This window comes from Dyella sp. C11 (genome assembly GCF_003121485.1).
GTDB lineage: Bacteria > Pseudomonadota > Gammaproteobacteria > Xanthomonadales > Rhodanobacteraceae > Dyella.
The window spans coordinates 19391-41787 of the sequence record NZ_QAVX01000016.1 but is presented as its reverse complement, the minus strand read 5'-3'; the positions used below and the strand labels follow the sequence as shown (position 1 = coordinate 41787).

Here is a 22397-nt window from a genome sequence, read left to right as displayed (position 1 = left end):
CGGCAACCTCGATGCACGACACGACCGTGGACACCTTTGCGTTCACTTCTTGCGTGGCCTGGATGGCTTTCCCTCCGGCGCCATCTCCGCACGCCACTCGGCAGTAGCGAGTTTGGACACAAAGAAATCGGCGACCGCGCTGACCTTGGCCGGTCGAGCACGTGCCGTGGGCGTGACGAAGTACAAACCGCCTTCGGTCATGCGCCAATCGGTGAGCAAGGGCTCCAGCTGCTTCTCGCGAAAGTACGGCGTAGCGGCAAATTCGGGCAGTTCGGTAATGGCCGCGCCCGCGAGCACCATGGGCAGCAGCGCTTCGACACTCGTCACGCGTAGTGGTCCGGTGGGCGTGATCAGGCATTCCTCACCGGTTTTTCTATGCGTGAAGCGCCACACGTCGCGCTTGTTCCGATTGACGTAGCTCAGGCACGGATGCGGGCCGAGATCGTTCGGATGTTGCGGCCGGCCGTAGCGCGACAGATAACCCGGCGATGCCACCAGAAACCGGCGCATGGGCGCGATCAATCGCGCGACCAGCGATGAGTCTTCCATGGCGGCGATGCGCAGCGCGGCGTCGAAGCCTTCGCCGATCAGGTCCGCCTGCGTATCGGTGGCATGCAGATCGATGGCGATGTCGGGATAGGTGCGGAAGAACTCCGGCAACAACGGCGCCACCCAGCGCGCACCGAACGAAAGCGGCACGGCGAGTTTGACCAGCCCACGCGGCCGGCTGGAGGTTTCACGCGCGAAGTCTTCGGCTTCTTCCGCCTCGCTGTAGATCTTCGCGGCCCGCTCGGCAAGCGAGCGGCCATAGTCGGTCAACGCCAGTCGCCGGGACGTGCGGTTGAACAGGCGTCCACCCAGCCGTTCTTCAAGACGCGTGACGGCGCGCGACACGGTGGCGACGGACACGCCCATGGCCGTGGCGGCGCCGGCAAAAGAGCCCTCCTCCGCCACCTTGCCGAACATCGCCAGACCTTCGAAATCGGGGAGCTTTGACATAGACAATTTTGCAACGATGGTTTGCAGTCATTTCTATTTCGAAAAGTAGCACGACGCCTTAGATTTTGTCCCAGGCAACCAACCACTCCACAGGAGACACGATCATGGCTCGCAAGCTCGAAGGCAAAATCGCAGTAGTCACCGGCGGCACCACCGGCATCGGCCTGGCCACGGCCAAGCGCTTTGCACAGGAAGGCGCGCAGGTCTTCGTCACCGGTCGTCGCCAGGCGGAACTCGACGCCGCCGTGTCGGCCATCGGCCCCAACACCATCGGCATCCAGGCCGACTCGTCCAACCTCAACGACCTCAACCGCCTCTATGAGCGCGTGAAGAACGAGGCGGGCCGCATCGACGTGCTGTTCGTCAATGCCGGTGGCGGCTCCATGCTGCCGCTGGGCGCCATCACCGAAGAGCAGTACGACGACACCTTCGGCCGCAACGTGAAGGGTGTGATCTTCACCGTGCAGAAGGCGCTGCCGCTGCTGGTGGATGGCGCCTCGGTGATCCTTACCGGCTCCAACGTCAGCATCAAGGGCACGCCCGCCTTCAGTGTCTACAGTGCATCGAAGGCCGCCGTACGCAACCTGGCACGCAGCTGGACGCTCGACCTGAAGGCGCGCGGCATCCGCGTCAACGTGATCAGCCCGGGCCCGATCAAGACGCCTGGCCTGGTTGAACTGGCCGGCCCCGGCGCTGCCGAACAGCAGAACCTGCTCGACTACATGGCCAGCACCGTGCCGCTGGGTCGCGTGGGTGATCCCGATGACGTCGCCGGCGCCGCGGTGTTCCTCGCCTCGTCCGACTCGGCCTTCATCGCCGGCACCGAGATCTTTGTCGACGGCGGCCAGGCCCAGATCTGACGCAACGCACGAGTTGCCGGCGCCGATGCGCGCCGGCAGCTCCCTCGTTCGACCCGCGCAGCGTTTTCAAAGGCCCTCCCCTTACCCAGGAAACTCCCATGAACAGCCAAGTCGCTTCACAAACCACCGTTATTCCCTCGCCGCTTCCCAACGCACTTACTACTGTCGTGCCGGCGTTCGGCCGCCTGCTGATCAGCTCGCTCTTTCTGCTGGCCGGCTTCTCGAAGATCGCCGCGCCAGCCATGACCATTGGCTATATCCAGTCCGTCGGCTTGCCGTTGCCATCCGTGGCGTTCGTGCTTGCCGCATTCACGGAAATTGTCGGCGGCATCCTGTTGCTGCTCGGCTATCGCACGCGCATCGTCGCGGGTGTGCTGTTCTTCTTCTCGCTGGCGACCGCGGCGTTCTTCCACAGCCATCTCGCCGACCAGAACCAGTTCATCCACTTTTTCAAGAACGTCGCGTTGGCCGGTGGTTTGCTGCACGTGGTGGCTTTCGGTGGCGGGCGCCTGAGTCTGGATGGCCGTCGTTCGTAACCGTCGATCCAGGCCGGGTGAGCGCCGTCAGCGCCACCCGCCTGGCCATCCATTGATCAGGAGACATGTCATGAATTACGCCATCATCGGATCGGGCGCCATTGGCGGTGCGCTCGCCCAGCAATTCGCACGCAGCAAGGTTCCGGTCGTCATCGCCAACCGTCGTGGTCCCGCTTCCTTGCCGGAAACCATCCAGTCGCTCGCACCCACCGTCACGGCCAAGGAAATGACCGATGCGCTGAACGCGGACATCATCATCCTCGCCGTTCCCTTCAACGCGGTGGGCGATGTCGCCAGGCTGCGCGATCGCTGGGATGGAAAGATCGTGGTGGATGCCACCAACGCCATCGAATTTCCCGCCTTCAAGCCGATGGACCTGGGCGGCAAGCCATCCAGTGAAGTGATCGCCGCGCACTTCAGGGGCGCCAACGTGGTCAAGGCGTTCAATACGTTGCCGGCAGCGGTGCTCGCCGACGAGCCGCGCGTAGGCAACGGCCATCGCACGCTGTTCGTCTCCGGCAACCATGCCGACGCCAACGAAACAGTGGCGTCGCTGGTCGCTACGCTCGGCTTCAGCGCCATCACGCTGGGACGCCTGTCCGAGGGTGGATTGCTGCAGCAATTCGGCGGCCCGCTCGCCCTGCACAGCTTGATCAAGCAAGGCTGATCGCGACAAGTATTCCAGTTGTACGGCGACTCGCTGCATGCGAGTCGCCCTCATCGTCACCAAAGCACATTCAGAGACAATCGAGCGCCCTGATCCTTGGCGCCGTCGCCAAAGCGTCCGATATAGCTCGCGTCAACGAACGCATTGCGCGCGACGGCGAATGACAGGCCGCCGTCGATCACACCCGCGTGCCGGGCAACCGGTGTGCCGGCAATGTCGAAGCTGTCGCTGCCGCTGGTGAAGCGCACGGTGCTGACCGGCGTCACGTCGCCCCAGGCCTGCTGCCAGCCGATGCCGATGTGCGCGTTCAAACCACCGGTACGTCCCAGCGACCAAGTGTCGCGCACGCCCAGCGTGGCAATGTTCACCGCATCGCTCTGGCTCGCGACGGTCAACGCTGCGATGCCACTTGCCTCGCGACTCGCATCGGTCTGCACCTGCACGTGCGCGAGATTGAGGAACGGCTCGACCTGCTGGCCTGGTGTCACCTGGAATCGATAGCCACCTTCGACGAAGCCCTGTGCCACATGGGCGTCGTAGCGATCGCTCAACGCATCGGTCAGGTTGCCGAACGCCAGGTTGCGGTGGCTGTTCACCTGCTGCCACGCGTAGGCCACGCCACCGCGCAAGGCAAACGCTCCCCACGACACATCGCCGTACAAACCAAGGTTCGTGCCCAGGACGTGTGCATCGGAGCCGCGATCATCCACGCGTGTCGTCAACTGGCTGTGCCCGACCACCGCACCCAGGCGCGCGTCGCTGCCCACGCCCAGATCCGCGCCCACCAGCAGGCCGCTGCCATCGGCATTCATGCGCGCCGCATTGCCGTCGCTGTCGCTGCTGCCCCAATGACCCCACGCGCTGGTCCAGGCGGTGACACCCTGTGCGTTGGTTGCCTGCGTGCCGTCGTTGGACAGGCCAAGCAGATGGCGATCGATGGCATCGCGTACGTAGTGGCTGTCGTCGATCAGGGCGGAACGCGTGCTCGCAAACTGTTCGCCCGACATCGCGTCGAAGCCCGCGCGAGCCGTCGCGGCGTCCAGGCTGACCACGGCGCTGTAGATCGGACTGGCCATGCCCAAGGCGTCGATGGAAGAAGCCACGGCACGCTGGTTCTTCGTCTGCGCAACATCGGCGAATTGAATGTCGTTGCGTTCCATCTGCAGCGTTACCGCGTTCGCGCCATAGCTGAGGCTGGGCGTGAGGAACGCGAGATTCGACTGGATGCTGTCGAACTGGCCACTGATGCCGCCACCCGCCGTGATGATCTGCATGGATGTCACGGGCGACCAGTTGCCATTGCTGGCCAGCGCCAGCGCCGAACCACCCTGGATGGTCACGGCACCCGTCGCAGCCAAACGGTCACTGCTGCCGTCGGGTGCCACTTCAAACTGGTAGCTAGAGCCCGGACGGAACGTTGCGTCGCCAAGCACGTTGAGCGTGCCGATGGAATTGCCGGGTGTAAGCGTGCCGGCGAGATCCAGTCCGCCAATACTGCCGATGCCGCCCAGCGTGGCGCCACCGTCGACCGACACGGTACCGGCCAGCGAGGCACCGGCGTGGGTGTCATCACCCACGACCAGCTTGCCGGCAGCCACCTCGGTGTTGCCGCTGAAACTGTTGGCCCCATCGAGCACCAGCGTTCCGCTGCCGTTCTTTACCAGTTGCCCGCTGCCGCCAAGCGTGCCATTGAAAATGCCATTCGACTGCTGTGCGAATACCAGCGTGGCGTTGTCGACCACGGCACCGTTGATGCTGCTCGTGTCACCTTGCAACGTGCCGGCGTTGACGGTGGTGCCGCCGGTGTACGTGTTGATGCCAGTGAGCGACAACACACCGCTGCCGCTCTTGATGAGCTGGCCGGCCCCGGAAATGACGCCGCTGAATGCGGCATCGACGTTCTGTGCAAATACCACCGTCGCGTTGTTGGTGATGTTGCCTTGCAGACTGCCGACATCGCCCGTGAGCGTCCCACCGTTGATCAGCGTGCCGCCGGTGTAGCTGTTGGCCTGCGCCAACGTCACGTTGCCCGCGCCATTCTTTACAAGCTGACCTGTGCCGGATATTGCTCCGGCGAAAGTGCCGTCGCTCGCCTGATCGAAGATCAACGCGGCGTTGTTCGTGACGGCGCCCTGCACGCTGCTGGTGGTGCCTTGAAGCGCACCAGCGGCGATGAGCGTACCTCCGCCATAGGTGTTGACGCCGCTGAGCGTCAGCGTGCCTGTGCCCGACTTGATCAACTGGCCTGTGCCCGACACCGCACCGGCAAACGTGCCGTTCGATGATTGCGCGAACGTGAGTGTGGCGTTGTCCAGCATGTCGCCCTGCAAGCTGGTGGTATCACCCTGCAGCGTGCCGGCGTTGATGGTGGTACCGCCGCTGTAGGTGTTGCCACCCGTGAGTGACAGCACGCCCGTGCCATTCTTGATGAGCTGACCCGTGCCGGAGATGGTGCCAGCAGACACACCATCGGCATTCTGCGCGAACACCATCGTTGCGTTGTTGATGATGTTGCCTTGCAGGCTGCCAGTGTCCCCGGTGAGCGTGCCGCTGTTGATCAGCGTGCCACCGGTGTAGCTGTTGCCCTGCGCCAACGTCACGTTGCCCGTGCCATTTTTAACGAGCTGGCCCGTGCCCGATATCGCGCCAGCAAACGCGCCATCAACCGACTGGTCGAAGATCAACACGCCGTTGTCGGTCACGCCGCCTTGCAAGCTGCTCGTGGTGCCTTGCAGCGCGCCCTGCGAAATGAGCGTACCGCCGCTGTACGTATTGGCGCCGCCCAAGGTCAACGTGCCGGTGCCACTCTTCACCAGTTGCCCGCTGCCGGAAATGGCGCCGTTGAACGTACCGTCGGACGCCTGCACGAACGACAACGTGGCGTTATCCACGACATCGCCCATAAGGCTTGTCGTGTTCGCCTGCAAAGTGCCCTGCGCAATGGTGGTTCCGCCGGTAAAGCTGTTGTTGCCGCTCAACACCAACGTGCCTGCGCCGGTTTTGTACAGGCCGCCCGTACCCGACAAATTCTGCGATACGGTGAACACGTTGCTGGCATCGGCAATATCGAAGCCACCACCGGCATTGCCCCAGATGATCTGGCGGTTGGTCGAGTGAAAAACATTCCCTGTGACCTGCAGCGTGCCGCCTTCGAAATCCAGCGCGCTGCTGGCGCTTCCAAGATTGAGGTCCGACGACACGGACAGCTCACCGCCACTCAGCACGGTGTTGCCCGTGTATATATTTACGCCATTGAGCTCCAGGGTGCCGCCGTCGGTCTTGTTGAAGCCGGCGACGCCATCGAGCGAGTTGTCGATAACGGCCGTGGCACCGCTGCTGACGCGTATGACAGGAGCGACACTGTTCTGCGCGACCAGATCGAGCGAGTCACCGATGAGGACATATCCATCGGTCACGAACTGCAGGCCCGTTGCCGAAACCGCACCGTTGGTTCCGTCCACCGTCACCACGCCCGCCGCACCGCCAAAGATGGCGAAGCCCGGCTGCGGTGCCATGGGTCCGATGTACTGCCCCGTGGTGTCGGACCACGTACCGGAGGTGACGCTCCACGTGCCGCTGCCGCCACCCATGGAGCCCGGGCCGGCCAGACCGTTGGCATCCCATTCGTTGAGGGTCACGTTTTGCGTATCGATCAGGTTGATCTGCTTGTCGATGGTCAGCACCTGCAACGACATGCCCGCAGGCGGCGCAAAGCCACCACCGGTGATGCTGAGCGTGTTGCCCCAGGTGAACAGGTTGTACAACCCGGGCCCCATGCTGCCGAGGTTGTTGACGTTGAGCGTGGACTGCCCAATCGACAGGTTGCCGTTGACGGCCACGTGGTCGCTCTGACCAGGCGTACTGAAGTTCGGTCCCGGCGCACCGAAGTCGAAGTTCAGCGTCGAGCCGCTATCGATGGTGAGATCACCGTTCACGGTGAGCGTACCGATCTGCGACGCGGCACCGGCAGACAGCGTGCTGCCGCTTGCCAGCGACACGCTGCCGCCGATGGCGCCATTGCCACCCAGCGTGGCACCGCTTTCCACGCTGACGTTGCCACCCAGCGCGGCGCCGTTGTTTGACACGCTGCCCACGATCAACGTGCCTGCCTGCACGTCCGTCGTGCCACCGAATGCGCTGCTGTTGCCATCCAGCGTCAACACACCGGCGCCTTGTTTCAGCACCTGGCCCGAGCCGGAAATGACGTCGCCATAGCTGACGTCGTTGCTGCGATTCCAGATCAGCGTGCTGTTGTCGACGACATTGCCGGTGATCGAACCATAGGTGCTGCCATTGCCGATCTGCAGCGACGTTGCGCTGAACGTGGTGCCCTGGCTGGTAAGCAGGTCACCCGTAACAAGAATGGAGCCGCTCGTGGAAAGATCGGCTTTCGCGGCGGACACTTCGCCAACGCTCATGTTCCCCGTGCCGTTAGCCACGAATGTTCCCGAGGCGGCCACTGTGCCAAACGAGAGGTTACTCGCGGCTGCGATCGTGATGTCGCTGCCGTAAAGATACATACCGGAAGCGAAGGAGTTGTTCGCGTTGGTCAGGGTAATGGCGTTGCTGCCAGCATTGATGCTGAACATGCCCCCGACGTTCCATGCAGCGCTTTGGGAAATGCTACCGATCGTTGTGCTGATCGACAACGACCCTGACACCTGCAGCGGAGCCGCGAAGCTAGCCGACCCACTTTGCACGACGAGACCGGTTAACGCAGTCGTCGCTCCTGCGCTCTGTTGAAACGACACATTGCCCATTGTGCTGACGGCAAGATTCTGTGCGCCGTTTATCGGCGAGTCGAAAATGATGTCTCCGCCATTCGTGTCGCTCAACGTAACGTTGCTGCCCAACGTCAGCGAGGCACTGCTGCCGTAGATCTGCCCACCACCCTGCGTGATGACGTTGCCATAAAGCGTGGTGGCGGCGTTGTCGTTAACGGCGCCCACGCCGATCGGTCCAAAAAGAAATTGACCGGCACCCACCGTCGTGAGCTTGTTGAAAATTGTGCCGCTACCCGTGCCGCTGATGCTGACGAGAGCACCCTGCAAGGCTTCCACTGCGCCGTTGAGTAACGAGCCCCCGGCCATCGTGAGCGTATTGATACCACCTGTGAACAGGATCGCGTCGCCGTTGGTTCCCGCTGCGCCGTTACCCGCACTGTTTCCGTTATCGACACCACCAGCACCACCCGCACCGCCGCTGATGGTGCCGCTGTTGATAATGGTCAGGTTCGACCCTGCAATGCCATTGCCGCCACCGCCACCGCTGCCGGCACTCGAATACGTGCCCGAACCGCCGGCGCCGCCATTGCCACCCGTGATCGTGCCGTAGTTCTGAATGGTCACGTCGTACGCGCTGACCCCATTGCCACCGCCGCCGCCACCACCCGTCGTTCCCTCGTCGACGACACCGCCATCACCACCGTTGCCTCCACCAATGGTCGACTGGTTGATGAGATTGACCGTGCCGGATATGTAGACACCCGCGCCGCCACCGCCACCGCCACCCGCGTGACCGTAGATAGCCGTGGAGGTACCCACGCTACCGTCATCACCGACGAGAGTCCCCCCTACTGCGAGGTCGGAATTGGTCACATACAAATTGACACTGCCGCCCGCACCGCCAGGCACCGTGCCGTTGCCCCCGTTTCCGCCGTCACCATTGCTGCTGTTGGCTCCCGGCTGCAGGATGCCTGAAGATATCGCGCCGCCACCTTGGCCGCTGTTGCCACCCGGCGCGTAATTTTGCCCACCCTGCCCACCTGACGTTTGCGCCCACGTCGCCGGCGACAGCGCCAGCATCAAGGCACTGGCCAGCAGCGTTCGGGACAGACCCGAAGGTGCCCTGGCCACCGGCAAGAAAGCAGCAACGCGCGAAGCCGGGCGCGCGCCCGGCGTGACATGGCGGATGTTCATGGCGATTCCCCTGTTTCCGAGACGAGACCGTCACCGAGCGAAACGTGATGGTCCGCAGACCATGGATTGTCTTTGGCACCTCACGGGCTGGGTATCCCCGAAATCAGGGTAGCGGCGGGCTCGAAAATACGCTTGCGGCGGCGTGATGCCCGCACTGCGCGATGAAGCCAGGGGACATCGCGTGCACGGTTTCAAGCTCAAGACGGCCCGTTCCGATACGCTGCCCATCCACCACCCAGCATCACTGACCAAGGGAAATCACCGGCATGAGCAGCCCAACCAATACCTACGGGCAACCGATTGGCCCGGCGCTTCCCCATTGGTCGGCACGCGAACGCCCGGGCAACGTGACGCTTGAGGGACGCTTCTGCCGGCTTGAGCCGCTCAGCGCGAGCAGGCATGCAGCCTCCCTGTACGACGCTTACGCCCAGGCGGACGACCCCAGGGACTGGACGTACATGTTCGTTGGCCCGTTCGAGAACGAAGCACTGTTCCTGCAATACATGTCGACGTTGGAACAGAGCCAGGACCCGAAGCACTACGCCGTCATCGATGCAGTGACGGGCAAGGCGGTAGGCTCGCTGTCACTCATGCGCATCGAGCCCACGCACGGCGTCATTGAAGTCGGTCACGTGATGTTCTCGCCGTTGATGAAACAGAAGCCGGCGTCTACCGAGGCACAGTTCCTGCTGATGCGGTACGTCTTTGATGTGCTCAAGTACCGTCGCTACGAATGGAAGTGCGATTCGCTGAATGCGCCGTCGCGCAAAACCGCGCAACGCCTGGGTTTCAGCTTCGAAGGCATCTTTCGCCAGGCGGTGGTGTACAAGGGACGCAGCCGGGACACCGCCTGGTTTTCCATCATCGATTCGGAATGGCCCGCGATCGGGAAAGCCTTTGTGCATTGGCTTTCGCCATCCAACTTCGATGACCAGGGCCAGCAGGTGCAGTCCCTTTCTTCCCTGCGCAGTGCGGGAGCATCCACCCATGACGGACAAGCCCACCCCTGAAGACATCTCGCGCTGGCAACGGCGACTGGCCTCCCAGGCCAACAACCATGCATGGACGCTTGCCGAGTCGCCACAGCGTTCGCCTGAAGAGGACGAAGACATGCTGCATGCCTCCCATGCAGCCATGTACTTCTGGAGCATGGAAGGGACGCCGGCGCAACGTGCGCATGCCGCACTGCTTCTGGCCCACGTGCATGCGCTGCTCAGGCAGCCTGAATCCGCGGCGCGCTATCTGGCTCGGGCGTGGCCGCATTTCGAGACAGGCGAATGCGCTCCCTGGGAGATGGCATTCGCCCATGCGGTAACCGCGAATGTTGCATTTGCCAACCGCGACGCCACGGCGCATGCCAGGCACTACGCGGATGCTCAAACGTTTGCCGACCGCATGACAGACGCAGACACATGCGCCATGTTCGCGGCCACCTGGCGCATCGTGCCCCAGCCTGGCTCCTGAAGAAGGCGGTGTGCAGCGCATGTGCTGCGCACCGCCACTAAAGCGCTAGCCCGATGCAGACTCCGCCGCTTCGCAGGGCATGAACAGCGCCCTCACGTTATCGAGGTGAGCGCAGTGATTCGCCCAGAAGTCGCGCAGCTTGTGCTCGATGTCCACCAGCTCGATGCAATGCGGTAAGCGCGGATGCACGTGCTCGACATGGCGCAGCTGAGGTTTGTCGCCCGCCAGATAGCCGCTGTGCACCTGATGCACAAGCACCTGCTCGATGCCTTCCCGATGTGCATTCTTCAGAAGATGCGAGGCCACCGTCGGCTTGCTCAGTCGATGCCAGAACGTGCTGGGTTCGACGGTGGCGGCATGGTGAAAGTACAAGCGCAGCGCGGTGAGCTTCTTTGTCGTGTCATTCATGGATAGGTATCGGCATCAGTCGGCGGCGGAAGCGGAAGCGCGCTCGGCGCGTCGCTGGGCAGGCAGGTCGGCAAGGCGGATGCCTTCCGGCCACGCAACGTGTTTGGCGTGTCCCACGCGCTGAGCGCGATAGATGCCCGTGTGTCCGGAAAAGAGGTACGCAATCACGCACGCCATACCGGCATACACGCCCATCTCGGGCCCGAACAGTTCCATGGCCATCACGGTAGATGCCAACGGCGTGTTCGCCGCGCCCGCAAACACCGCTACGAAACCCATGCCGGCCAATACCGGAAACGGCAGCGGCAAGACGTAGCCCAACGCGTTGCCCAGGGTGGCGCCCATGTAGAACAGCGGCGTGACCTCACCACCCTTGAAGCCCGAGGCCAGCGTCATGGTGGTAAAGGCAAACTTGCCGGCGAAGTCGTAAGCCGGCAGCGGGTGATCAAAGGCCGCCTGGATGGTCGGGATGCCCAATCCCAGATAAGCGCGCGCATGCAGCACATAGGCCGCAACCGCCACGATGGCGCCACCCACGAAAAGACGCAGCGGTGGATACGCAATGGTTTTCTTGAAAGCCGCCGACAAGGCATGCGTGGTGTTGGCGAACAACATGCCCACGATGCCGAAACAGATCCCCGCCACGGCCACGGACAGAAGCCCGGCCACGTCGAGATGCGGCACAAACGGAATCGCGTACACCGTGTGGTGAATGCCCCAATGGCGGGTGACTTCATCCGCCATGATCCCCGACAGCACGCACGGCAACAGCGCGTCGTAACGCAACCGGCCAATCGCCAGCACTTCCAGCCCGAAGATGGCGCCCGCCAGTGGCGTGCCGAACACCGATGCAAAGCCCGCACTGATGCCGGCCATCAGCAGGATGCGCCGGTCGTCCTTGCCCAGCTTCAGGCGATGGGTGACCTGATCCGCCAACGCACCGCCCATCTGGACGGCTGTTCCCTCGCGACCAGCGGAACCACCAAACAGATGCGTGACGATGGTGCCGGCGAAGACCAGCACGGCCATGCGCTTGGGCACGATCTTCTTTGGATCGTGAATTTCGTCGATGAGAAGATTGTTGCCGCCTTCGACATCCTTGCCGATGCGGTGATACACCCAACCCACCACCAGGCCGGCTACAGGAAGAAAGGCGAGCATGACCTCGTGCGTGGTCTGCACGTTGGTCGCCCAGTCGAGCGTCCAGAGGAAAAGTGCCGAGGCACTGCCGACCAATCCGCCAACCACGGCTGAAAGCATCAGCCAGCGTCCGAGCAGCGGCAGCATGGTCGCCTGTTCGGGTAAAGAAACGCGTTTCATTAGGTATCCCGGTATGAAAGGATCAAACCCGGGCGGGAAACGCAGGCATAAAAAAATGCCTACGGCCTCCCTGTCCAGGGGCTCGTAGGCATCATCAGCCGATCATCTCGGCGGTTCGCGGAGGCATGCCATCTCCGTGAAGGCGAGGTTAGCGTACCGGGTGCTGCGGCGCAAATAACGTCTGGCCGGCACAGACCTGGAAGAAGCTCAGTGCGCCCCGCCGAATCGGTCTCGCCCTTCCAGCGACCAACGCGCCTGCAACACCATCCAGTAGAAGGCCGTGGTGTTGAACGCCACCGCGAGCCGTTTCGCTTCAAGCGCCGTTACCACGTGCTGGCCTTTCACCATGTCGCGCAAACGGCGGGTCGATATGCCGGTGGTGCGGGCGACGAAGGCCATGGGCAGGCCGAGCGGTTCCACAAAATCCTGCACCAGCACCTGGCCCGGGGAGCGCAGCGGTATGGCGTCGTCGGGGGTCATGTTCGGGACAAGTGGGATGGACGTGGACATGGGTATTGCCTGGGTAGGGGCGCGGGCAATCGACGGGTCGGCGATGGCCGCCGTCCGTGTCGGTGAATGCTTCTTCAGAAGGGAACGGGTTTAGGTGCGGCGTATCGCCAGACAGGCCGATACGCCGCGGGGAACGATCAAAGGTCCCGCTTGCGCGTTCTTGCCTTTCCGTATTCCAGATGCCGCGCGTACTGGTTCAGGCATTGAATCGCCGTGGTCAGGCCTTCCGAAAAGAACGCGGAAAACGGCCATTCCGGCGGCGAAACGGGAAAACCCCACGCCTGCGCCTTGCGGCAACGCTCGTTGGCGGAACGCAGGCGCTCCAAGGAGTAAAGCGCCAGCGCCACGTCGTCAAGGTTGGAAAGATGCAGCGAATGGGCCTGCCTGCCATGCGCCGTGTTACGCCGGACGGGCAGGTCGCTGAACGCGTCACCACGGGGAAAGTCCGGGCGTGCGGGTGCCGTATGATCGTGAACAGCCATGATCAACTCTGTGTGTTGGTGATGGTTAGCGGTCCGCAGGTGAGTCACCACCTGCGGACCGCGCCTCATGGCATGGCTGCCATGGCCACTTGCGAAGAACGGGAAAGAACATCGCGAGTGACGCAACGACGTTAGCAAAAGCAAGTAACGGCGAATGTCAGGTTATTTCCCGTGCCGGCATCAGTGCGGTGCCGGGGCGAAGTGAGGCAACCACACGGCACGCTTCCGCTCGCTGCCCACTCCTTACCGATTCGTTCAGCCCATCAGCTGCCCATCCCGGCGTGGCCAGCGACTCCCTGACTGTAAAAACCACTCTTAACATTCATCGCGCGTGACCATCACGTCCGCGCCGAGACCCTGCTCCCACCTTTGGCAGGAGTCTCGCCCATGAGCGAACACAACCACGATATCCGCGTACTCAACGGCTTGATCGAAACCACCATCGACAGCGCCGATGGCTACCAGAAGGCCGCGGAAGACGCGAAGAACGCACGTATTGCGCAGCTGTTTAGGCAGTGGGCATCGGAGCGCACGCAGGTGGTATCCACCTTGCGACAGGCCGTGCGCCAGGAAGGCGGCAAGCCGGAAGACGACGGCACCGTGCTCGCCTCCGCCCATCGCATGTTCGTGGGCATGCGCGCCTCGATGAGCAAGAACGACAAGGCCGTTATCGAGGAAGTCGAGCGCGGTGAAGATCACATCAAGAGCAAGTACGAAGACGCACTGAAGGACAAGGACCTTTCCGTCGCCGCGCGCGAAGTCGTGCAGCTTTGCTACACGTCGGTGCGCACGGGCCACGACGAAATGAGTGCCATCAAGCATTCCATCGCGGGCTGAGCACACGCCAAGCGACGGCCCAGGGACGGGCCCGGCCTGTTTTCATTCCAGGGATGTCGCGTTGCAATATCGCGGCGCACGACGCTCTATTTATCGGAGGCCGCCATGGCAGCTAGAAAACGACAAGCGGACGCAGCCGCCATCTTGCTTGTGGAAGACGACCGCGAACTGTCCGGTGTGATCGGCTCTTACCTCGACGGCCGCGGACACACCGTGGATTTCGCGCACGATGGCCTCACCGGCATCCGCCTTGCGGAAGCCAACGAGTACGACATCGTGGTAACCGACGGCATGCTGCCCGGGCTGGATGGCCTGGAAGTGGTGCGCCGCGTGCGCGCCGGCAGCCGCAAGGACGTTCCCATCCTGATGCTCACCGGTCGTACGGGACTGGAAGACAAGGTGGCCGCGCTGGAAACCGGCGCCGACGACTACCTGTGCAAGCCGTTCGACTTGCGCGAGCTGGATGCACGCATTCGCGCACTGATTCGTCGTGATCGACAGGAAGTGGCCCAAGCCACCGTCACCGTCGGCGACCTGCGCTTCGATCCCGGCACCTTCGAAGTTCACCGCGCCGGCAAGCGCATCGAGCTTTCGCCCATCGGGCTTCGACTGCTGGCGATACTGATGCGCGAATCACCCAAGGTGGTGACGCGCGCGCAACTGGAGCGCCACGTATGGGGCGACGGCCTACCCGACTCGGACACGCTGCGCTCGCATCTCTACATACTTCGCAACGCTATCGACAAGCCGTTCAAGAAGCCCTTGCTGCATACGATTCCCTCCATTGGGTATCGCATGTCGGATTCGGAAGTCGACGCGTCTTCGCAGTAAACAATTGTGTCGAACGCATGTTCGTTATGGCCATGGCGAGGAGACATAGCTGGACGGGCAATACCATGTGCAGGTGCTGGTCACCTGCACTGTTGCCGGATCTCAAACGCCATATCCTCCCGCCGCAGGACACTACGGATAAATGAGCCGCGCCTTTCCTCAATTCCCTAAGGCAAGGCACTCCTGCTACTTGCCCGACGATGGGCCTCTGGCAAGCGCAGGCGGCGATGCCGTGGATTGGGCGACGGCGTAGACATCGTCGTGCCCGTAGGCGCTTCCGTCGATAAGCTCACCGACCTTGATCCCCGAAAAACCTTTCGCATCGTGCACGGCGCATTGCGGGCCGCAATTCCAAGCCGTACCGTCGTGCGCGGGAACCAGCATTACGGTCTTGATGCGGTCGCCCACATAGGCGCCCGCGGGCATGAACGTCAGTGAGGGAATCATGGCCTGCTTGCGCTGGCTATGGATGTTCCCACCCAGGGCAATCACGCGCCCGCCCTCTGCCAGCTTCGCCAGATGTTCGCCCACCTGCTTGTTCATCTGCTGGTCGCTCTGCTGCTGTTCGGGCAGCTGGAAATCCAGCTTGATCTTTCCCTGCTTCTCCAAGGATTCCAGGTAAGCGATGAGTGACTGCATGGCGGCGGATGTCCGGCCATCCTGTCCACCCCACACCTGACTACGGGTATCGCGAGCGACTTCCGGCAATTCGAACGACACGGTCAACGGCGCCACGCCTTCAGCCAACGTTGAATCAACCAGGCAGCGCACGAGCGATGGCGATTCCACCGTCCCATGAAGCTCGCCGAGATAGACACTGCCCAAGTTCAGGAGTGGCTGAAGCTGCTTTGCCGTAGGACAAGCGACGGGCTGCTCGCTCAATGCAACGGTTGAGCTCGCTGCGCAGGCCGCGCGAGGTTGAATCGTCGATGCGAGTACAACCAGGGCAATCAGCCACGCTGGGGGGCTTACGCTGGAACCACGATGACTGATGTTCACGAGTGTCCCTTTAACCAAACCTTGCTGGTGAATAGTAGCTTTCGGCTGGACGCCGGCGCTGGGCTGGATGATGCAAGTTGACACAAGTCGACGCTGAATCGGCCACCCATCCATCAAAAGGTTGGATCCGAACATCGCGGCGACCAAGCCTTTTCTGTAGGAGCGCACTTGTGCGCGACAAGCACGCACGAAATCGCCAGCAATCACGCTGCGGTCGCGCCCAAGGGCGCTCCTACAGAAGAGCTGGCACCGACAGGCGAGGCGAACGCTGCTCAACCCCGCTTCTGTAATCAATCCCCAGCTGCGTCAGCACCTGGCTGCATGGAAGTGCACTTGTGGGAGCGCACCCTGTGCGCGACACGGGCATCACACATCCTCGCTCCGTCAGCTTGTCGCCCACAGGGTGGTCTCCCACCAAAGAAACGGCAGGATCATCCTGTCCTCGAGAGAGATTGGATCCGAACATCGCGGCCCCCAAGCCTTTTCTGTAGGAGCGCACTTGTGCGCGACAGCCATGCACGAAATCGCCAGCAGTCACGCTAGGGTCGCGCCCAAGGGCGCTCCTACAGAAGAGCTGGCACCGACAGGCGAGGCGAACGCTGCTCAGCCCCGCTTCTGTAATCAATCCCCAGCTGCGTCAGCACCTGGCTGCATGGAAGTGCACATGTGGGAGCGCACCCTGTGCGCGACACGGGCATCACACATCCTCGCTCCGTCAGCTTGTCGCCCACAGGGTGGGCTCCCACCAAAGAAACGGCACGATCATCCTGTCCTCGAGAATCGCCGCGTCAAGGGCATACACAAGCAAGTGTTTGTCACCCGACTCCGTCGTCGGGCTTGCCAGTCAGGGAGCTCTTGACGATATCGCACAGCAATTCACCATCAGGCAAAGACAATTGGGTTCGCAAGTAAACCTCGCCTTCGCTCGTGATCAGTACCAATCTTCGGCTTGTAAGTTCCCCGCCTTTCGCACGGGTACGGCGTACTCGAAGTTCGACGTCCACAATCGCGTCTTTATCGATCAATTTTTCGTCGCCAAGGCGCAGATGACCGAACCACGACTGGAGGCGGATATGCGAGTCACATAGGGTCACGACCTCTTTTACGAACGACGCCCACAAAATGCATGCGCCAACAGCAATGCTGCCAAACATATAGACGGCCAACCGGTTGCTCGATGCCGCGTCGCGCAAAGCGTCAAAGATGATGATCGCGATCCAGGAAGAAAGTACAGCGCACGTCAGCCAGCGCTGGTAGGACCGCAGCGAAATATCGACAGCGCTTTTCTCTGTCCGCAGTAAAACATTTGAAACCACTTCCGTCTCCCCTGGCCCGCATTACGTTTACTTAAATATCAGGCGCAGCCTTGGAGTTTGTCTGCCCTGGCCAGAATGGGATCCTGGGGTTTTGCGTGAGGGCGACCATCGACCGAAGATAGTGACGGTACCGCCATACGCTTCAGCAAACCATACGTCCGCCGCAACACTACGAACACCTCGAACCGAGCGATAACCGCGAGCGGCTCCACGTTCTAACGCTCAAAGAGTTTCCAGTGCCCCTCGGAAACAACGTCAACGACGCCATCCACCACCTTGATGGCCGTCTCGTCGTCGATTGCATATCCGGGCACGGGCAAGTGTTCAGCCCATGTCACGGCATCTGCCATGGTGTTTTCCGGGCACATCACGTTGTCCAGATGGGGGAAAATCGAGAAGCCGACCCTGCCCAACGCACAGTCACCACCGGCGCGCGGCTTCCATCCCACGAATCTCTCGCCCACGTGCGGAGCCATCACCATGCTGCCGGCGCTGAGTCCCACATAAACCGTCTTGCTGAGCGACGCGAACAGATCCGCCAGCCCGCACTCACGCATCCAGTGGTGGAGATACAGAACGTCGCCACCGCACACCAGCAAGGCATCGGTCTCCCGAACCAGGGGAATCCAGTTCTGCTTATCGATGCTGGGCAAGGCGGTGAGCTCAAGCATGCCTACGGACTTCCATCCCAGTTCGGTCAGGGGCGTTGGCGTCTGTCCGGCTATCTGCCGCCACGTCATCACCGCCGTGTCGGGCAGCATCCCGTACATCGCTGTGGGAATGCACAGCGCCGTGGATTCGGCGATAGGTTTGCCCAGCATCTCGACGAGGGCGTCGCGGATGCTCGGGTTGCTGACACCACCGGAAGTGAGGAGAAGCTTCATCGCGCTTTCCTTGTCCATCGAGGTTGGAAAACCTTACCGCTAAGCTCCCTGCCTGGATTGCAGCATCTCCGCCATGCGCTGATGAATCAGGTTGATCGCCTTCAGCGGCCTCAGCATCACCTTGAATTCGACAATTTTCCCTGCGTCGTTCCACTTGATGATGTCGACGCCGTTGACGAGTATGCCGTCAATGTCTACCTCGAATTCCAACATGGCGTCTGAAGCGCCCACGATCTCGCGCACGTAGTGGAATGTTGGATTGAAGAAGACCGTGAACGCGGCGCCCAGGTAGGCAGCGGCCAATGCCTTGCCTCGCTGCGGCGTGTTGACCACGGGCGAATAGAAAACCGCGTCGTCCGCGAGCAGCGTGTCGAGGCCGGAGGCGTCCTGGGTACGAACCAGGCGGTGCCAAGTTTCCAGCGGGTGTTCGTGCATTTCATGCCCCCGGATTTCAGTGAGAAGTCTGCGCTGGTTCGAAGGCTTACATAACAACGCACGCTATGGAACGGGATGGGCCGATCTTACGAGCTTGGCACGCTCCTCGCTGAGCACTGCCATGCATGCCGATCGAATATCTTCGGAGCCGCTCCCCTTGATAGCCAGGGTTGCCTCGTAGTCGCACTCGATGGCCATGTATTTGGCGAAGGCGTGCGAGGCGAGATTGAGCTTGGCCGGCGCCTCTTTCTGATAGGCAGAAGAACCTGGCGACTCGCCAAGCCACGCACATACGTCAGCTTGAATGTTCCGATTGCAGCGGACGTTCGGTGGGCTCGAAAGTGATACCGACCCGACTCGCCGAATCGACTCTGTAGATGTCGAATTGGCACTTCTCGGCGCGCACCTCGAGGTTCGCGTAGTACTTGACGTCCGCCTTGGCCACGAAACTGACGCCGGGCGAACAGGAGTACGTCGAGCGATAGCCCGTCGCCACCAGGGGCATGTAGATCGAAACACGCCGGCCAGCGGGCACTTTTACCTGGCCATCGGCGGGCTTGAGTACGTAACATGCGCCGTTGTCGCACATCTGCATGTCATGGCTTTGCATATTGGCCGAGACCGCAATGTTTGCAACGCTCTCCCCTGCGGAGGGTTGATAGGCAGGCAACCCGGCACAGCCATTGAGCAGGACGCAAAGCATGGGCACCACGAATCGACGCATGCGCATCATTGGTGGGCCTCCGGTTTCTTCGTGACCTTGGTGCGATAGGTGGCCAACACCGTGGCTGTATCCTGGTCGCCCGGCTGATGCTGGTCGTCGAAAAGCAAATACACCCAATCATCGAGTTTGCCGAACACGCGACCCACCGCCAGCTCGCTGACGGCATTGTCGTGTATGGCATCCGGCAAGGACTCGTACATGCGGAAGTAGGGCTTATGCCGCTGCTGCGCCAATTCCGCACAGTGATACATCAGGTAAGCCGTGATGGTGTCGCGATCGATGTAGCCATTTCCGTCGAAGCCCACCTTGAGCAACTCACCCGGACCGGGCTTGTCCCAATAGCCACCCGTAAAGCCGACAACGGGGGCATCCACTGTGTGATATCCCGTTGCGCAGCCGCTAATGATGAGCACCATCGTTATCAACCATGCAGCTGTGCGCATGCGTCCCTCTTGAGTCCAATGACTCGCCATTGCCCAGGAATCAAACCGAGCATGCAACGCCGCAGCCGTTGATCGGCTGCGGACGGTGCGAACCGTTATGGTTTCGGCTGTGCGGTCTTCATGGCGTCGAGGGACGCACCGGCTGCCGTCGACGTGGCGTCATCATCTTTCAACGACGCGGCAAAATCCGCATCTGCCTTGCTGATGGCCTCGGCGAGTTGCGCATCGTCGCTGGGTTGCTTCAACTTGGGGTTCATGGCGGTCTGCGGTGAGAAGACGGAACGCACGCTGTGCGGCGTACCGTCTACCGTTGCCGTGATTTCAATGACAATCGGCGACAGTGTGTTCTTCAGATCCGTTCCCGCGTACCAGCCGCCATGCATCTGGTTTTCAGCGCAGCTTTCGCCCATCTGCGACATCACGCTGGGAATAAGGCCGCCGTACATGGCATTGACCCCACCCTTGAGCTTGCGCTTCATGTTGAGATAGGCGGCGTAGTGCGTGACGGTGATCGTGTGGCCATGCCATGGATCACCGGGCATGCTGGCAAGATCATCGTGCAACGCCTCGACATGCGACTTGCTGTCTTTCTTCTCGGCGAGGGTGAATACACCGTAGTCGCAGCTGGTGATCCACAGCGAGTGGATCTCGTGCACCTTGTCGCTTTGCGGGCGTTGATCCACGACCACCGGGCCACCTTGTGGCGTTGGTTTGTTCACGGGCGCTGCGATGGGTGCGGCAGTAGTGGCCGCAGCCACCTTGGGTGGATTGGACGGCTTCTGTTGCGGCTCCGTGGCGCACCCCGTCAAAAGGCACGCAGCGACAATCAACGCGCTCGAAGCGCGTGGCAAGTGATTCATGACTCCCCCTGTATCGACGTATTCCCTGACGTCGCAACCGACTCCCCCCGGAGTCGCATTGCCCCGGGGCGGATAATGCATTTTGGGCAAAGGGGCCGCAAGTTGAGTGGCGCCCCCGCAAGGCGTTCGACAAAACGGTATCGCAACTTATTGCGACACCCGAGCTGGCGGCATTTCGCACGCACATGACGCATGCCAGGCAGGTGCGTGGCACGTCCTGGCATGACATGCCTGCTTGTCGTGTGATCGCCTTTGAAAACGTGAAGCTACGTTTGGTCGATGACGTCTGCGTGGCCCGAAAACAGACGTTCCACTATCGACCAGGCTTGATCACGGGTTCTGCTCCAAGGGTTTCAAGAATCACACGTACCGAGCGGATGCAGGCTTGGGACCGAAGTCACTCCGACGCCGCTTCAACGCCAGGCGGCGCGGCTTCCGCACGAGCGGAGAGAATCATTCGAAGGTTCTGCTCAAGCTCGGCGATGCTCAGCGGGAAATAGTCATCGTCGTGCTCGGAGCGGAGCCAGCTCGCGACGCGGGCTCGTTCTACGTCGATGTTGCCCGCGCGCAAAGCGTCCACCACTTCATCGACCGTGATGTAGCCCGCCTCGCAGACCAGCCGCCATAGCCAATTCATTTTCTCGGGATGGACGCCGCGATTAAGCGGTGGCTTCTTGTAGGTCATCGCGGCATCACTCGGTGCTTCAAAGAAAGGCGGTGGTTTTATCAGATACCGATGTCGGTGCAATGGGGAAGGCACGCCTAGGGTCGAAAGCGGACGGCTTTGGTTCGCGTTGCTATCGATCGTCCTCGCCGAGGAACCATTTGCGATACCAGCGCGGCTTGGCTTTGCCCCGGATGCGCGATGACCAGACCACCCAAACAAAGGCCATCGCTATCGCCGCCCTTAGCCCCAGGAAAAGGTACGCGCTGATCCGGTCGACGTTCCTTGAGTGGAACGAAATCAGCACGCCGAGGATGACGCAGAAGGCGAGAAAACCCAGAAGTGCGCTCGGATTGAATTGGCCACGCGGCGGGCGATGGTCGTTCACCGTTTTCCCCTTGATGCGCGAAGACATCCCATCGGCTACCACGAGCAACCGATTCGGGCCGGGCGCAAACCGGTCACACCATAGCCGAAGCGACTCGTTGATGTCGCCGCGGGTGTCCCGTCGAAGGGTCCACTCAGCCTAGGTGGCGCCGAGTGGACTGCCGGTCAAAACGCAACGCGTTTGACCGGCGACGGATAACCATGGGCGATGACGTGAACTCAGCCTCGACGGGCAGGCAGGAAGCGGCTGTTGCGCAACAGACCCGCCGAGACGAGCGACACCAGTACGCCGACCGGGAAGATTTCCGCGAAGGTCATGGGCAGGCGGTACATGGGATCGGCGTATTGCACCTTGAACGCCTCCATGTCGGCACTGAGCTTGGCCAGTGCTTCGGCGCTGGCGCCCTTGGCCTTCTGGCTGGCGATGATGGCCTGCGCGTAGGAGCTGGCGAAATCCATGTGCGTCATGGCCTGCACCGCCTCCCACGCGGCCACGTAGAAGATGCCGGCGATGAAGCTGATGCCCACGCCAACCCCCAGCGCCGCCCAGAAGCCGATGACGCCACCGCGGTCCACGTCCCGATGCCGCTTGATGCCCACGAACACCGCGCTCAGGGCGATGAGCATGGTGGTGTAGCCGATCACCATGCCGTACTTCAGCGGCGGCATGCCCGAGAACACCACGAAGGTGAGCAGCTCGAACCCGCCGACGATGACACCGGCGATCACGCCGTATTTCAGGATGGTCCGTAACAAGGCGCTACTCCTCGATGGTGGCTGGAGCCGCTATTGGCCGCGAATCGGCACGGGGCGGCAATCACCCGAAAGGATGATTGGGGTGTTTTCACCCGAA

The 22397-nt window shown here is 61.8% G+C and carries 23 protein-coding genes and 1 riboswitch; of the genes, 7 read left to right on the top strand and 16 right to left on the bottom strand.

The window, feature by feature from the left end:
- Positions 1–42 precede the first annotated feature (42 nt).
- On the bottom strand, positions 43–999 hold the full coding sequence (locus DK366_RS14930) for a LysR family transcriptional regulator (RefSeq protein ID WP_109126355.1): 957 nt from the start codon (positions 997–999) through the stop codon (positions 43–45).
- A gap of 104 nt (positions 1000–1103) precedes the next feature.
- Between DK366_RS14930 and DK366_RS14925 the strand changes: the two genes are divergently transcribed.
- From DK366_RS14925 to DK366_RS14915, 3 genes are all read left to right on the top strand, one after another.
- On the top strand, positions 1104–1859 hold the full coding sequence (locus DK366_RS14925; protein ID WP_109126354.1) for an SDR family oxidoreductase: 756 nt from the start codon (positions 1104–1106) through the stop codon (positions 1857–1859).
- Between the two features lie 98 nt (positions 1860–1957).
- Complete coding sequence (locus tag DK366_RS14920; RefSeq protein WP_109126353.1) at positions 1958–2395, top strand: DoxX family protein; 438 nt, start codon at positions 1958–1960, stop codon at positions 2393–2395.
- 70 nt (positions 2396–2465) lie between these two features.
- Positions 2466–3062: an NADPH-dependent F420 reductase gene (locus tag DK366_RS14915; RefSeq protein ID WP_109126352.1), complete on the top strand. Its 597-nt coding sequence runs from the start codon at positions 2466–2468 to the stop codon at positions 3060–3062.
- 56 nt (positions 3063–3118) lie between these two features.
- Here DK366_RS14915 and DK366_RS14910 read toward each other — a convergent pair whose 3' ends face one another.
- Positions 3119–8980, bottom strand: a complete 5862-nt coding sequence (locus DK366_RS14910; protein ID WP_109126351.1) for an autotransporter-associated beta strand repeat-containing protein — start codon at positions 8978–8980, stop codon at positions 3119–3121.
- 266 nt (positions 8981–9246) lie between these two features.
- Here DK366_RS14910 and DK366_RS14905 point away from each other — a divergent pair, with 266 nt between their 5' ends.
- Positions 9247–9990, top strand: coding sequence for a GNAT family protein (locus DK366_RS14905; RefSeq protein ID WP_109126350.1), 744 nt, complete (start codon positions 9247–9249; stop codon positions 9988–9990).
- A complete protein-coding gene (locus DK366_RS14900; RefSeq protein WP_109126349.1) occupies positions 9968–10444 on the top strand; it encodes a hypothetical protein in 477 nt (158 codons plus the stop codon). Before DK366_RS14905 ends, DK366_RS14900 begins: the two co-directional genes overlap by 23 nt.
- A gap of 45 nt (positions 10445–10489) precedes the next feature.
- Here the strand turns inward: DK366_RS14900 and DK366_RS14895 are convergent, their stop codons facing one another.
- The 4 genes from DK366_RS14895 to DK366_RS14880 all read right to left on the bottom strand — a co-directional run bounded on the left by DK366_RS14895 (position 10490) and on the right by DK366_RS14880 (position 13164).
- Complete coding sequence (locus DK366_RS14895) at positions 10490–10852, bottom strand: DUF190 domain-containing protein (protein ID WP_109126348.1); 363 nt, start codon at positions 10850–10852, stop codon at positions 10490–10492.
- A gap of 15 nt (positions 10853–10867) precedes the next feature.
- Positions 10868–12172, bottom strand: coding sequence for a voltage-gated chloride channel family protein (locus DK366_RS14890; RefSeq protein ID WP_109126347.1), 1305 nt, complete (start codon positions 12170–12172; stop codon positions 10868–10870).
- 78 nt (positions 12173–12250) lie between these two features.
- Positions 12251–12317: riboswitch (Fluoride riboswitch) on the bottom strand.
- A gap of 62 nt (positions 12318–12379) precedes the next feature.
- Entirely contained in the window at positions 12380–12682 is a 303-nt protein-coding gene (locus DK366_RS14885) for a HigA family addiction module antitoxin (RefSeq protein ID WP_109126346.1), read from the bottom strand.
- 137 nt (positions 12683–12819) lie between these two features.
- Positions 12820–13164, bottom strand: coding sequence for a hypothetical protein (locus tag DK366_RS14880; protein ID WP_109126345.1), 345 nt, complete (start codon positions 13162–13164; stop codon positions 12820–12822).
- A 387-nt stretch (positions 13165–13551) separates the two neighbouring features.
- Here DK366_RS14880 and DK366_RS14875 point away from each other — a divergent pair, with 387 nt between their 5' ends.
- Together DK366_RS14875 and DK366_RS14870 are read left to right on the top strand one after the other, a co-directional pair.
- Entirely contained in the window at positions 13552–14001 is a 450-nt protein-coding gene (locus tag DK366_RS14875; protein WP_109126344.1) for a PA2169 family four-helix-bundle protein, read from the top strand.
- Positions 14002–14106: 105 nt separating this feature from the next.
- Positions 14107–14832 carry a response regulator transcription factor gene (locus DK366_RS14870; protein WP_109126343.1) on the top strand — a complete coding sequence of 242 codons (726 nt, stop codon included), beginning with the start codon at positions 14107–14109 and terminating at the stop codon, positions 14830–14832.
- A 186-nt stretch (positions 14833–15018) separates the two neighbouring features.
- Here the strand turns inward: DK366_RS14870 and DK366_RS21275 are convergent, their stop codons facing one another.
- From DK366_RS21275 to DK366_RS14820, 10 genes are all read right to left on the bottom strand, one after another.
- Positions 15019–16038 carry a hypothetical protein gene (locus DK366_RS21275; protein ID WP_157956561.1) on the bottom strand — a complete coding sequence of 340 codons (1020 nt, stop codon included), beginning with the start codon at positions 16036–16038 and terminating at the stop codon, positions 15019–15021.
- 608 nt (positions 16039–16646) lie between these two features.
- A complete protein-coding gene (locus tag DK366_RS14860) occupies positions 16647–17147 on the bottom strand; it encodes a hypothetical protein (protein ID WP_109126341.1) in 501 nt (166 codons plus the stop codon).
- Between the two features lie 215 nt (positions 17148–17362).
- Positions 17363–18049, bottom strand: a complete 687-nt coding sequence (locus tag DK366_RS14855) for a Type 1 glutamine amidotransferase-like domain-containing protein (protein WP_198651570.1) — start codon at positions 18047–18049, stop codon at positions 17363–17365.
- A gap of 21 nt (positions 18050–18070) precedes the next feature.
- Complete coding sequence (locus DK366_RS14850; protein ID WP_109126339.1) at positions 18071–18466, bottom strand: nuclear transport factor 2 family protein; 396 nt, start codon at positions 18464–18466, stop codon at positions 18071–18073.
- Positions 18467–18761: 295 nt separating this feature from the next.
- Complete coding sequence (locus DK366_RS14845) at positions 18762–19199, bottom strand: hypothetical protein (RefSeq protein ID WP_109126338.1); 438 nt, start codon at positions 19197–19199, stop codon at positions 18762–18764.
- On the bottom strand, positions 19196–19564 hold the full coding sequence (locus DK366_RS14840; protein WP_109126337.1) for a hypothetical protein: 369 nt from the start codon (positions 19562–19564) through the stop codon (positions 19196–19198). Before DK366_RS14840 ends, DK366_RS14845 begins: the two co-directional genes overlap by 4 nt.
- A gap of 164 nt (positions 19565–19728) precedes the next feature.
- Complete coding sequence (locus DK366_RS14835; protein ID WP_109126336.1) at positions 19729–20493, bottom strand: hypothetical protein; 765 nt, start codon at positions 20491–20493, stop codon at positions 19729–19731.
- A gap of 397 nt (positions 20494–20890) precedes the next feature.
- Positions 20891–21178, bottom strand: a complete 288-nt coding sequence (locus DK366_RS14830; RefSeq protein ID WP_109126335.1) for a hypothetical protein — start codon at positions 21176–21178, stop codon at positions 20891–20893.
- 112 nt (positions 21179–21290) lie between these two features.
- A complete protein-coding gene (locus tag DK366_RS14825; RefSeq protein WP_157956560.1) occupies positions 21291–21545 on the bottom strand; it encodes an aromatic amino acid transport family protein in 255 nt (84 codons plus the stop codon).
- 218 nt (positions 21546–21763) lie between these two features.
- The gene (locus DK366_RS14820; RefSeq protein ID WP_109126333.1) at positions 21764–22300 is read right to left on the bottom strand and encodes a DUF4199 domain-containing protein; all 537 of its coding nucleotides are present in this window, start codon (positions 22298–22300) and stop codon (positions 21764–21766) included.
- Positions 22301–22397 lie beyond the last annotated feature (97 nt).

Excerpts from the sequence above, each read along its gene's own strand:
- DK366_RS14905 (WP_109126350.1), top strand. The coding sequence starts at position 9,247 with ATGAGCAGCCCAACCAATACCTACGGGCAACCGATTGGCCCGGCGCTT.
- DK366_RS14920 (WP_109126353.1), top strand. The coding sequence starts at position 1,958 with ATGAACAGCCAAGTCGCTTCACAAACCACCGTTATTCCCTCGCCGCTT.
- DK366_RS14890 (WP_109126347.1), bottom strand. The coding sequence starts at position 12,172 with ATGAAACGCGTTTCTTTACCCGAACAGGCGACCATGCTGCCGCTGCTC.
- DK366_RS14915 (WP_109126352.1), top strand. The coding sequence starts at position 2,466 with ATGAATTACGCCATCATCGGATCGGGCGCCATTGGCGGTGCGCTCGCC.
- DK366_RS14930 (WP_109126355.1), bottom strand. The coding sequence starts at position 999 with ATGTCAAAGCTCCCCGATTTCGAAGGTCTGGCGATGTTCGGCAAGGTG.
- DK366_RS14875 (WP_109126344.1), top strand. The coding sequence starts at position 13,552 with ATGAGCGAACACAACCACGATATCCGCGTACTCAACGGCTTGATCGAA.
- DK366_RS14845 (WP_109126338.1), bottom strand. The coding sequence starts at position 19,199 with ATGATGCGCATGCGTCGATTCGTGGTGCCCATGCTTTGCGTCCTGCTC.
- DK366_RS14910 (WP_109126351.1), bottom strand. The coding sequence starts at position 8,980 with ATGAACATCCGCCATGTCACGCCGGGCGCGCGCCCGGCTTCGCGCGTT.
- DK366_RS14885 (WP_109126346.1), bottom strand. The coding sequence starts at position 12,682 with ATGTCCACGTCCATCCCACTTGTCCCGAACATGACCCCCGACGACGCC.
- DK366_RS14870 (WP_109126343.1), top strand. The coding sequence starts at position 14,107 with ATGGCAGCTAGAAAACGACAAGCGGACGCAGCCGCCATCTTGCTTGTG.
- DK366_RS14850 (WP_109126339.1), bottom strand. The coding sequence starts at position 18,466 with ATGCACGAACACCCGCTGGAAACTTGGCACCGCCTGGTTCGTACCCAG.
- DK366_RS14895 (WP_109126348.1), bottom strand. The coding sequence starts at position 10,852 with ATGAATGACACGACAAAGAAGCTCACCGCGCTGCGCTTGTACTTTCAC.
- DK366_RS14880 (WP_109126345.1), bottom strand. The coding sequence starts at position 13,164 with ATGGCTGTTCACGATCATACGGCACCCGCACGCCCGGACTTTCCCCGT.
- DK366_RS14855 (WP_198651570.1), bottom strand. The coding sequence starts at position 18,049 with ATGGACAAGGAAAGCGCGATGAAGCTTCTCCTCACTTCCGGTGGTGTC.
- DK366_RS14900 (WP_109126349.1), top strand. The coding sequence starts at position 9,968 with ATGACGGACAAGCCCACCCCTGAAGACATCTCGCGCTGGCAACGGCGA.
- DK366_RS14830 (WP_109126335.1), bottom strand. The coding sequence starts at position 21,178 with ATGACCTACAAGAAGCCACCGCTTAATCGCGGCGTCCATCCCGAGAAA.
- DK366_RS14835 (WP_109126336.1), bottom strand. The coding sequence starts at position 20,493 with ATGAATCACTTGCCACGCGCTTCGAGCGCGTTGATTGTCGCTGCGTGC.
- DK366_RS14925 (WP_109126354.1), top strand. The coding sequence starts at position 1,104 with ATGGCTCGCAAGCTCGAAGGCAAAATCGCAGTAGTCACCGGCGGCACC.